Source organism: Lentzea sp. NPDC060358 (assembly GCF_042725365.1).
GTDB lineage: Bacteria > Actinomycetota > Actinomycetes > Mycobacteriales > Pseudonocardiaceae > Lentzea.
This window is the reverse complement of sequence record NZ_JBHXCW010000258.1, coordinates 1-10480: the sequence shown is the minus strand read 5'-3', so window position 1 is coordinate 10480 and position 10480 is coordinate 1. Positions and strand designations below refer to the sequence as shown.

Annotated in this window: 10 protein-coding genes; 7 read left to right on the top strand and 3 right to left on the bottom strand. The window is 72.8% G+C overall.

The window, feature by feature from the left end; all coding sequences use genetic code 11:
- The 3 genes from ACFWGZ_RS34975 to ACFWGZ_RS34965 form a co-directional block, all read left to right on the top strand.
- Positions 1-813: oxidoreductase (locus ACFWGZ_RS34975; RefSeq protein WP_382455868.1), on the top strand; the 813-nt coding region annotated here is incomplete at its 5' end.
- 35 nt (positions 814-848) lie between these two features.
- Positions 849-1469 carry a TetR/AcrR family transcriptional regulator gene (locus ACFWGZ_RS34970; RefSeq protein WP_382455867.1) on the top strand — a complete coding sequence of 207 codons (621 nt, stop codon included), beginning with the start codon at positions 849-851 and terminating at the stop codon, positions 1467-1469.
- A 158-nt stretch (positions 1470-1627) separates the two neighbouring features.
- Positions 1628-2185 carry a hypothetical protein gene (locus ACFWGZ_RS34965; RefSeq protein ID WP_382455866.1) on the top strand — a complete coding sequence of 186 codons (558 nt, stop codon included), beginning with the start codon at positions 1628-1630 and terminating at the stop codon, positions 2183-2185.
- A gap of 6 nt (positions 2186-2191) precedes the next feature.
- Here the strand turns inward: ACFWGZ_RS34965 and ACFWGZ_RS34960 are convergent, their stop codons facing one another.
- Positions 2192-2851, bottom strand: a complete 660-nt coding sequence (locus ACFWGZ_RS34960; protein ID WP_382455865.1) for a TetR/AcrR family transcriptional regulator — start codon at positions 2849-2851, stop codon at positions 2192-2194.
- Between the two features lie 156 nt (positions 2852-3007).
- Here ACFWGZ_RS34960 and ACFWGZ_RS34955 point away from each other — a divergent pair, with 156 nt between their 5' ends.
- Together ACFWGZ_RS34955 and ACFWGZ_RS34950 are read left to right on the top strand one after the other, a co-directional pair.
- Positions 3008-3949, top strand: coding sequence for a ketopantoate reductase family protein (locus tag ACFWGZ_RS34955; RefSeq protein WP_382455864.1), 942 nt, complete (start codon positions 3008-3010; stop codon positions 3947-3949).
- Between the two features lie 45 nt (positions 3950-3994).
- The gene (locus tag ACFWGZ_RS34950; RefSeq protein ID WP_382455863.1) at positions 3995-4363 is read left to right on the top strand and encodes a MerR family transcriptional regulator; all 369 of its coding nucleotides are present in this window, start codon (positions 3995-3997) and stop codon (positions 4361-4363) included.
- 3 nt (positions 4364-4366) lie between these two features.
- Here the strand turns inward: ACFWGZ_RS34950 and ACFWGZ_RS34945 are convergent, their stop codons facing one another.
- Positions 4367-5281, bottom strand: a complete 915-nt coding sequence (locus tag ACFWGZ_RS34945) for an NADP-dependent oxidoreductase (protein ID WP_382455862.1) — start codon at positions 5279-5281, stop codon at positions 4367-4369.
- A 102-nt stretch (positions 5282-5383) separates the two neighbouring features.
- On the bottom strand, positions 5384-8092 hold the full coding sequence (locus ACFWGZ_RS34940) for an EAL domain-containing protein (protein WP_382455861.1): 2709 nt from the start codon (positions 8090-8092) through the stop codon (positions 5384-5386).
- A gap of 255 nt (positions 8093-8347) precedes the next feature.
- On the opposite strand from ACFWGZ_RS34940, the gene ACFWGZ_RS34935 reads away from it, so the two are divergent.
- Together ACFWGZ_RS34935 and ACFWGZ_RS34930 are read left to right on the top strand one after the other, a co-directional pair.
- Positions 8348-9508, top strand: a complete 1161-nt coding sequence (locus tag ACFWGZ_RS34935) for a beta-ketoacyl synthase N-terminal-like domain-containing protein (RefSeq protein WP_382455860.1) — start codon at positions 8348-8350, stop codon at positions 9506-9508.
- 79 nt (positions 9509-9587) lie between these two features.
- A complete protein-coding gene (locus tag ACFWGZ_RS34930; protein ID WP_382455859.1) occupies positions 9588-10478 on the top strand; it encodes a cellulose binding domain-containing protein in 891 nt (296 codons plus the stop codon).
- Positions 10479-10480 lie beyond the last annotated feature (2 nt).

Below are 10480 nucleotides of genomic sequence, written 5' to 3'. Positions count from 1 at the left end.
GGCCGCGCCTTCGCCGAGGCCGCGCTGGCGGCCGGCCACACCGTCATCGGCACCGTCCGCAAGCAGGACGACCTGCGGGAGTTCGAGGCGCTCGCTCCCGGACGCGCCTGCGCGCGGCAGCTCGACGTGACCGACGACGAGGCGGTCTCCGCCGTCGTCGGCGAGGCCGAGCGCACCGTCGGGCCGGTCGACGTGCTGATCGCGAACGCCGGCTACGGGCACGAGGGCGTCTTCGAGGAGTCGTCGATGGCCGAACTGCGCGCGCAGTTCGACGCCAACGTGTTCGGCGTCGCGGCGACCATCCACGCCGTGCTGCCCGGCATGCGCGCGCGGCGCTCGGGCCACGTCCTCGCGGTCAGCTCGATGGGCGGGCTGATGAGCGTGCCGGGCCTGTCGTACTACTGCGCCAGCAAGTACGCGGTCGTGGGCCTGCTCGAGTCGCTCGCCCAGGAGGTCGCGGGGTTCGGCGTGCGGGTGACCATCGTCGAGCCCGGGTCGTTCCGCACGTCCTGGGCCGGTGGCTCGATGGTCCGCAGCGAGCGCTCGATCGCGGACTACGACGCGCTGTTCGACCCGATCCGCGCCGCCCGCCGGGCCGCGAGCGGGCACCAGCTGGGCGACCCTGCCAAGGCCGCCGCCGCGGTGCTGGCGGTCGTCGGCGCGCAGCGGCCGCCGGTGCACCTCGTGCTCGGCTCGGACGCGCTGCGGCTCGTCCGCGCGGGCCGCGCCGCCGTGGACGCGGACATCGCGGCGTGGGAGGAGCTGTCCCGGTCCACCGACTTCCCGGACGGCCACCAGCTCGCGGCGACCTGACGGCGTGCGATCCTGGGCGCAACGGAGGGGGAGCGATGCCGGAGCAGTCGAGAGCGGGCCGGCGGCGGTCGGCCGCACCGTCCAAAGGGGACCTGCGCGAGCGGGGGATCCTGGACGGGCTCGGGGAACTGCTGGCCGTCAAGGGGTTCGACGCGCTGACGATCAACGACATCGCCGAGCGCGCCGGCATCTCCCGCGCCTCGACGTACTTCTACTTCAGCTCCAAGCAGGAGGCGCTGGTCGCGCTCTTCGCGCGCACGGTCGAGGCGTTGCGCGAGAAGTCCCGCGCGGCGGCGGACGACCCGGCCGCGCCGCGGGAGGCGATCGCGACGGCCCTGCGCCGCACCCGCGACCGCTGGCACGAGCACGGCCTGGTCATGCGCGCCGCGATCGACCAGGCACCGGCCATCCCCGAGCTCGCGGCGCTGTGGGCGGAGACCGCGGAGATCTTCATCGACGCTATCGCGGCGATCCTCGTCCGCGCCGGGGCCGAGGACCACGACGGCCCTGACGGCGCACGGGCCGTCGCGCGCGCCTTGTGCTGGATGGTCGAACGGACCTTCTACCACGCCTCGGCCGTGTCACCGGAGGCCCTGGACCAGGCCTGCGAGACGTGCCGCGTGGTGTGGCTGCGCACCGCCGGGATCACGAGGTAGAACGTTCGGTCTTGACGGTGGCGGGGTTTCTGCAGCAGGATTGCTCGCGATAGAACGTTCGGTATCGCTGACGGCCACCTGTCCCGAGCGCGGTTCCCCGCGCCGGCCTGCACGACCGTCGCGTCCCGGGCGTTCCCCTTCGACCACGAGGAAGTCCTGTGACCACCACCGGTGCTGCCGCGTCCCTGCGGCGGCTGTACTTCGCCCGCGCCGCCTTCGCCCTCGTCTGGGCCGTGCTCGTCGGCCTGACCGTGCGGGAGCTCGGGCCGCTCGGCCTCGTGCTGCTCGTGCTCTACCCGCTGGTCGACGTGGCCGCGGCCGTCGTCGACGCGCGGGCGTCCCGGCGGTCCGGGAACGTGCTGGGCCTCTACGTCAACATCGTCGTCAGCCTGCTGGCGGCCGGCGGCATCGCCCTCGCGGCGGACATCCCCGGTGTCCTGCGGGTGTGGGGTGCCTGGGCGATCGTCGCGGGGCTGGTCCAGCTCGCCGTCGGCGTCGGCCGGCGCCGCATGGGCGGCCAGTGGCCCATGATCCTCAGCGGCGGCCTGTCGGTCGGCGCGGGCTCGTCGTTCGTCCTGATGGCTGCGCAGCCGGACGCCTCGCTCGCGAACGTCGCGGGGTACGCGGCCGTCGGCGGCATCTTCTTCCTGGTCTCGGCGATCCGGCTCGGCACCGCCGCGAAGAAGGCCACCGCGCGGGACACCGTGACCGCCTGAGCGCGGTCAGCCCACGAGCGGTCCCGGCCGGCCACCCGCGTGCCGCGACGTGAGGTGGTCGACCAAGCCGAGCGTGCTGGCCGGTGCGAGCGGCGTGCCGCCCTCGGTGCCGAAGGCCTGCAGGAGGTAGTCGACGAGCCGGCGGGACAGGTCGCGGGCGTGCTCCGGCGGCGCGGCGCGCAGCCCGGCGTTCGCGAGCACCAGCATCACGAGGTCGCTGACGGCGAAGTCCCGCCGCAGCTTGCCGCTCTCCTGCGCCCGGCGCACCAGCGTGTCGAACGCGGACTCGGCGGCCTCGCGGCTGTGCCGGTGGTCGACGTCGGTGGCGAACGAGGCGAGGAAGGCCTCGGTGAAGCCGCGGTCCTCCAGCTGCTCGGTGCACATGAACTCGAGCAGCCGCCGGAAGCCGTGCCACGGGTCGGGGTCGGCGACGGCCTCCTCCAGCATCGCCTCGCAGTGCGCGCGCTGGTCGGCGAACACCTCGGTCACGAGCGCCTCGCGGCTGGGGAACCGCCGGAACAGCGTCGCGACGCCCACCCCGGCGCGGCGGGCGATCGTGCTCATCGGCACGTCGATGCCGCGCGTGCGGAAGAGCTCCCGCGCCGCCTCGACGATGCGGGCGCGGTTGCGGGCGGCGTCGGTGCGCAGGTCGGTCGGCTGGGCCACCCCTCCAGTGAACCCGAACCGGAAAAGGATTTCCAGTTGCCGAACTGAGTCGGCCGCGCGGGCGTCGTTCTCACTTCCGGGCAAGCGGACTGCCTTTTCCACTTTCCGGTCTACGGTGGAGTCGTTCCCATTCCGTCGGAGATCGAGGAATGCTCGATGAGAATTCTTTTGTTCGGCCGCGGCACGATCGCGGCGCTCTACGGCTGGGCCTTCGCGAAGGCCGGCCACCAGGTCGACTTCTACGTCCGGCCGGGCAGGGCGGCGCAGTTCGGTCCCGAGATCGACCTGGAGATCCGGGACGGGCGCAGGAGGGGTGCGACGGTCGCCGAGCGGTGGCCGGTCACCCTGCGGGAGAGCCTGAGCGGTGACGACGAGTACGACCTGGTGCTGCTCAGCGTCAACCCCGACCAGCTGGAGGGCGCGGTCGAGTTCCTGAGCACCCGCATCGGCGACGCGACCGTGCTGATGTTCGGCAACACGTTCCAGGACCCCGCCGCCGTCGTCGCCGCACTGCCCGCCGACCAGGTCGTCTGGGGATTTCCCGGCGGTGGCGGAGGCTTCACCGGGTCCCGGCTCACCGGCGGCGTGGTCAAGACCGTCTTTCTCGGTTTCTGCGACGGTTCGAACCGCGGCGCGCGTTATCAGGCCGTTCGGCGCCTGTTCCGGGAAACGGGATTCTCGGTCGTGCAGGCCCCCGATTTCCGCAGCTGGCTCTGGTTCCACTTCATCCTGGACGCCGGACTGCTCGCGAAGGTGCTCCAGGTCGGCGGACTGGCCGGGTACACGAGTTCGCGCGCGGCCGTCGCCGAGTCCGTCCTGCTGGTCCGGGAGATGATCCCGCTGCTGGAGGCCAAGGGCGGCACACCGCGCATCGGGGCCACGCTGACCACGCGGGTTCCGGTGGGGGTGACCGCGTTCGTCCTGCAGAAGGTCCTCGGCGGGAACAACCTGGCCGCGTTCTTCCTCGAACAGCTGGAGCGCACGGGACACCTGGACCGCCACCTGGCGGGCAGCTACGCCAGGGACGTGCTGGCGGAGGCGCGGCGGCTCGGGATCCGGCTGCCGCGGCTCGAGGCGCTGGAGCCGGCGTTCGCCTGACGCGAACCCGCGGCCGCCGCCTCCGCGGGGGTTAGCCTGGAGGACATGCGGATCGGAGAACTCGCCCGGCTGACCGGGGTCAGCGCCCGCTCGCTGCGCTACTACGAGCAGCAGGGGCTGGTGCACAGCACGCGGTCCGTCGGCGGGCAGCGCCACTACGCGCCGACGGAGGCCTCGCGGGTCGAGATGATCCGCCGGCTGTTCGAGGCGGGCCTGGGCACCAAGGTGATCGCCCGCCTGCTGCCGTGCGTGGACACCGACGACCAGGCCGTCGCCGAGGACGCCTTCGACGCGATGAAGGCCGAACGGGACCGGCTCACCGCCGACATCGACCGGCTCGTCGAGGCGCGGGCCTCGCTCGACGAGCTGATCGACGTCAACGTCCGCTTCCGGCAGCAGCTCGGCGCCGCCTAGGACCTAGAGGCCCAGGTCGATGACGAGCTTGCCGGTGGCGTGCTTCGACTCGACGAGCGCCAGCGCCTCGCCCGCCCGCTCGAGCGGGTAGGTCGCGGTGATGTGCGGGTCGAGCTTCCCGGTGACCATCAGCTCGGCGACCCGCTCCAGGCCCGACCGGTCGAGGCGGCGCCGCACGAAGACACCGCCGAGCTCGGTCACCGACTGGTCGCCGATCGACACCAGGGCCTCCGGGGTGGCCGCGAGCGGTGCGAGCGCGCGCAACGACTCGCCGCCGACGGTGTCGACCACCGCGTCGTAGCGCGCGTCGAGCCGGTCGAGGACGTCGCCCCCGGTGTAGTCGACGAACTTCGCGCCGGTCGCCTCCACCAGCGCGCGCTTCGAGGTGCTCGCGGTGCCGGTCACGACCAGGCCGCGGTCGCGGGCGATCTGGGCCACGGCGATGCCGACGCCGCCGCCGATCCCGTTGACCAGCAACGACGATCCGGCGGGCAGGTCGAGCTGGTCGAGCGCGTCGAGTGCCGTGGTGCCCGCGACGGGGATGGTCGCGGCCCAGGTCGCGGACAGCTCGGCGGGGATGCGGGCGGTGGACTCGCCCAGCAGCAGCGTCGTCTCCGCGTAGGTGCCCGCGAACGTCAGCGCGAACCCGGTGACCCGGTCGCCGACCTCCAGACCGGTCACGTCGCCGCCGACCGCGAGCACGGTGCCGGCCGCCTCCATGCCGAGCACCTGCGGGAACGGCACGTGGCCGTTCATGGTGGAGGCGTGACCGGAGCGCAAGATGTGGTCGAGCGGGTTCACGCCCGCGGCCTCGACCCGCACGAGCACCTCGGCCGGGCCGGGCACGGGGTCCGGCCGGTCGATGAGCTCCTGGACCTCCGGCCCGCCGAAACTGGTGTACCCCAACGCCTTGCCCATCGCAGCTCTCCTCCACCGCCTGCGTCCCGACGGTCGGGACGAGGTGATTCCGACGCTAGGGGCTGACACCGGTGTCAGGGTCCAGCGCGTGTGACCGGGCCCTCACAGCTCGGCCAGCGGCACCGGCCTGCCCAGGTGGTAGCCCTGCGCCAGGTCGCACCCCAGGCCCCGCAGGATCTCCAACTGCTCGACCTCCTCCACGCCCTCCGCGATCACCGACAGGTCCACGGCGTGGGCCATCGCGATGATGCTGGTGACGATCGCCTCCGCCTCGTCGGACCGGCCGAGCCCCGCGGTGAAGGACCGGTCGATCTTGAGCGTGTCGAGCGGGAGCGTGAGCAGCTGGGCGAGGGACGAGTGGCCGGTGCCGAAGTCGTCGATCGCGAGCCGCACACCCAGGTCGCGCAACGCCGCGAGAGTGCGCGCCGCGAGCGCAGGGTCGTGCATGAGCGCGCTCTCGGTGATCTCCAGGCACAGCGAGCTGGGCGGCAGCCCCGACTTGTGGGTGGCGTTGCGGACCGAGGACACGAGCCACGGGTCGTCGAGCTGGCGGGCCGACAGGTTCACGGTCAGCTGGAGCTCCGGCGCCTGCGCGGCGATCTCCCGCGAGGCCGTGTAGAGCATGTGCGAGCCGACGATGTTGATCAGGTCGCTCTCCTCGGCGAGCGAGATGAACTCGCCGGGCATGATCAGCCCGTACCGGGGGTGCGTCCAGCGCAGCAGGCCCTCCACGGCCGTGCGCCGGTTCGTGCGCAGGTCGACGATCGGCTGGTAGGCGAGCCACAGCTCGTCGCCGAGCGGCGCCATCCGCAGGTCCTGCTCGAGCTGCAGGCGGCGCTGGATGCGCTCGCGCAGCTCCACGTCGAAGAACGCGATCCGGCCGCGGCCCCTGGTCTTCGCCTGGTACATCGCGAGGTCCGCGTCGCGCAGCAGGTCCGAGCCGTCGCGCGGGTCGCCCGGCTCGGCGAGCACGATGCCGACGCTCGCGTCGACGTGCAGCTGCCGGCCCTCGACGGTGATCGGCTTGTTGAGCTCCGAGCGCAGGTGGTCGGCGAGGGCCGTCGCCTCCTCCGGCCCGGCCATCCCGTAGGCGATGACGGTGAACTCGTCGCCGCCGAGCCTGCCCACGACGTCACCGCGGCGCGCGCTCAGGCTCAGCCGCGTGCCGACCACCCGCAGCACCTCGTCGCCCGCGCTGTGGCCCAGCGAGTCGTTGATGACCTTGAACTTGTCCAGGTCGATGAACAGCACCGCGGTGAGGCCCGACCGGTGCGCCCGTTCCCGCGGGCTGAGCCGGTTGATCGTCACCGTGCGGTTGAACAGGCCCGTCAACGCGTCGTGCGTCGCCTCGTGCTCCAGCTGGCTGTCGATCATCCGGCGCTCGGTGATGTCGGTGAACGACACCACGGTCGCCGACGGGAGATCACCGTTCTGGGTGAGGGCGCGGGCGCTCAGCGAGAGCCAGACGCGGGTGCCGTCCGGCCGCAGCGCCCGGACGATCCGCCCGTGCTGCGCCTGGCCGGTCGCCCTGGTGATGGCCGACGGGAACGACGTCTGGGGGATCGGCTGGCCCGTCTCGTCGTGCAGCTCGGTCGACGAGGCCAGCTCGCCGATCGCCTCCTGCGCGCTCACGCCCAGGATCCGTTCCGCGGCGGGGTTGACGGACTCGACGCGGCCCGTGGTCCCGACGACGAGCACGCCCTCCTCGATCGCGGCGACCACCGCCGTGAAGTGGCGTTCCGCCCGGCGGCGCGCGGTCTCGTCCGCGCAGATCAGCACGTAGCCGTCGTCCATCCTGGCCACCGAGACCCGCACCGACAGCGCCTCGCCGTCGGCCCGCCGGTGGTCGGCCTGCACCACGCCGCCGGCCGCCAGGACCTCCACCGGGTCGAGCGGCGCGCCGACCACGTCGCCGATGGGCTGCCCGATCGCGTGGGCGGCGCTGTGGCCGTAGACGGTCGCCGCGCTGGGGTTCCAGCTGGTCACGACACCGTCGGCGGTGGTCGCGATGAGCGCGTCGCTGACGTGCGCGACGAGTGCGGCCTGGTAGCGCAACGCCGCCGCGGCCGCCTTCTGCTCGGTGACGTCGCGCATGATCACCTGGAACGCCGGGCGGCCCTCCCAGGTCGTGCGCACCGAGACCGATTCCACGTCGGTCGTCCCGCCGTCGGTGCGCAGCAGCACGGCGTCCGCGGGGTCGCTCGTCGCGCCCGGCTCGGTCAGCTTCGCGATGCGCTGCAGCATCTCGGCCTGCGAGTCGGGGTGGACGTAGTCGGTGATCGGCCGCCCGATCAGGTCCGCGTCGGAGCTCGCCCGCACGAACCGGACCGTCGCCGGGTTCGCGTACACGATCCGGCCGGCCTCGTGCACCACGATGGCCTCGGGGGCGAGCTCGACGAGCAGCCGGTAGCGGTCGGCGAGGTCCGCGAGCTCCTGCTGCTGGTTGTGCCGCCGGGTCACGTCCGCGACCACGCCGACGAGCGCCCGCGCGGACTCCTGGGCCGACACGCGGGCGCGGAACTGCAGCCAGCGCTGCCCGTCCGGTGAGTCGAGGGGCTGGACCAGCTCGAAGTCCTGCCAGGCCGCGGCGGTCCGCGCGGCGACGGCCAGCGGCCGCACCAGTTCGGCCAGCCGGGCGCGGACGGTGCCGGGATCGGCGCCCGCCAGGCCGACCACCGCGTCGAGGCCCGGCATCCAGCCGAGCTGCTCGTCGTCGAGGTCGAGCCACCAGACCACGGCGGCACCGATCGAGGTGCCGAGGCCTGCCAGCAGCTCGTGGTCGAATTCGGCGTCGCCGATCAGCCCGCTCACGTTGTGACTCCCAGATCCAGCAGTCTCTCGTATTCGCCGTGGCGTGGCCATCGTGAAGTCCTACCGCACAGTCGACCGGAGGCGCATCCGTCTGGCGTGAACATGGTGAGCCGTTATATCGGTAATCGAATCCGTCCGCTTGATCAGGGGTCGTTTTGATTGTCCATTGTAGACGAATCAACACGTTCACCGCGAGCTGCTCCCGGCCGTTACCCTGGTGTGAGAGGTGTGGACCCTCGGGGTGGGGGAGCGGACATGGTCGCGCGAGGTGTGGGGATCTGCGGAGTCGGCGTGGTCAGCGCGTACGGCTGGAACCGCCAGTCGCTGTGGGACGGTCTGGCGAGCGGCAGGACGGCCGCCGCCGTGGTCCCCGAGCTGGGGGGAGCACCGGGGGACGGGGTCTGGGCGGCGAGAGTCGACGACGACGGGGACCCGCTGGACGGTCCCTCCCGGTTCGCGCGGGCCATGCGGGCCGCGGCCAGGGAGGCCATCGAGGACGCGGGCACCCGCGGCTGGCAGCCGGGCCGCCGGGTCGGGTTGCTGCACGCCGTGGTGCTCGGCGAGGTCGACCTGTGGCGCGATTTCTACATCACCCGCGGCGGCCGGTTACCGGTGCGCGACTACCTCGCGCTGATGCCGTCCACTCCGATGTCGACGTTCATGCAGGAATACGGTTTTCACGGCCCGGCGATGAACGTGTCGGCGATGTGCGCCTCCGGCAACGCCGGACTGATCACCGCGAAAGCGTGGCTGGACGCGGGAATCGTCGACGACGTCGTGTTCGTGGCGACGGATCTTTCCCTCACGCCGGAGAACATCGCCCACTTCGTCCGCCTGGGAGTGGCGGTCGTGGACGCCGAGCCGCTCGACGCGTGCCGGCCGTTCCAGCAGGGCAGCAGGGGTTTCGTGATGGGTGAGGCCTCCGTGGCGTTCGTCCTGTCCCGACGCGCCGCCCGCCCGTACGCGCTGACCCTGGGCGGCGCGATGTCGCACGACGCCTACCACGTGACCTCGATCGACCCGCAGCTCGAACAGGTGCGCGGCTGCTTCGCCGACGCCCTGGACAACGCCGGCGTGCGCGCGTCCGACGTGCGCTACCTCAACGCCCACGGCCCCGGCACCGCCCAGTGCGACGCCGCGGAGGCCGCGGTGCTGGAGGAGCTCTTCCGTCCCGGGACCAGCGTCTACTCGGTGAAACCGCTGACCGGCCACTGCCAGGGGGCTGCGTCGGCGATCGAGGTCGCGGTCACCGCCCTGGGCTACGACCGGGGCGTGATCCCGGCGCCCCCGGTCGTCGCGTCGGGACACCCGGCGCTGCTCGACGGCCTCACCCCGGTCGCCGACGGCCTCACGGTCAAGTCGTCGCTGGGCATGGGCGGCCACAACTCGGCGATCGTGCTCGCCCCACCGGCGTAACGCGGTGATCAGCTTTACCGACACTCCAGCTGGGGTAGTCGCGTGAGGACGTTCCGCGCCGACAGTCGGGAGTGACGAGGTGCTGCGCAAGCACGTGCTGGTCTTGGCCCTGCTCGCGTCCGCGTGCACGGCCGAACCGGCGCCGCCGCCGCCCTCGTCCACGACCGTCCCGCTGAAACCGCCGACCCTGGTCAACGAGGTCGTGCCGCCCCAGGACGTGCTGACGGTGGTGCGCGACGTGGTGGACGCGCGCACCGTCGAGTTCGCCGACGGCACCATCGTCCGCATCGCGCTGCTGGCCGAACCGAAGCCGTGCTTCGCCGAGTCGTCCCTCGCCTTCGCCCGCTCGACCCTGCTGGCGAGGTCCGTGCGCTACTCGGGCGTGACCCTGGGTGAGGTGAACCTGGAGCTGGAGGACGGCACCGACTACGCGGTCCTCGCCGTGCGGCAGGGCGCCCTGCGCCCGGAGGGCGTGGACGGCGGCCCGCTGGTCAGCGCCCGCGAGGAGGCCTCGGCGGCCCGCCGCGGACTGTGGGGCCCGCCGTGCGACGGCTCGGACACCTCGAAGCCCGCACCCACCACCACGACGACCGTTCCTCCTCCGACCACCACCACCGCACCGCGCCCCACGACCACGACGCCGCCCGCGAAGCCGTGTTCCGTCGCCTACCGGGTGACCGGGCAGTGGCAGGGCGGGTTCCAGGTCAGCGTGACCGTGCGCAACACCGGGACCGCCGCGGTGAACGGGTGGGCGGTGCGGTGGTCGTTCTCCGGCGGGGAGGCGCTGCGGGAGATGTGGGACGCCTCGGGCCGGCAGAGCGGGGCCGCGGTGAGCGCGTCGAACCTCGGCTACAACGCGCGGATCGCGCCCGGCGGGTCGGTGCAGTTCGGCTTCAACGGCAGCTCGCGCGGGACGCACCGCGCGCCGGGGGCCTTCACCCTGAACGGCGCGCAGTGCGCGGTCGGCTGACG

Coding starts and splice junctions, on each gene's coding strand:
- ACFWGZ_RS34970 (WP_382455867.1), top strand. CDS start 849: ATGCCGGAGCAGTCGAGAGCGGGCCGGCGGCGGTCGGCCGCACCGTCC.
- ACFWGZ_RS34955 (WP_382455864.1), top strand. CDS start 3,008: ATGAGAATTCTTTTGTTCGGCCGCGGCACGATCGCGGCGCTCTACGGC.
- ACFWGZ_RS34950 (WP_382455863.1), top strand. CDS start 3,995: ATGCGGATCGGAGAACTCGCCCGGCTGACCGGGGTCAGCGCCCGCTCG.
- ACFWGZ_RS34945 (WP_382455862.1), bottom strand. CDS start 5,281: ATGGGCAAGGCGTTGGGGTACACCAGTTTCGGCGGGCCGGAGGTCCAG.
- ACFWGZ_RS34935 (WP_382455860.1), top strand. CDS start 8,348: ATGGTCGCGCGAGGTGTGGGGATCTGCGGAGTCGGCGTGGTCAGCGCG.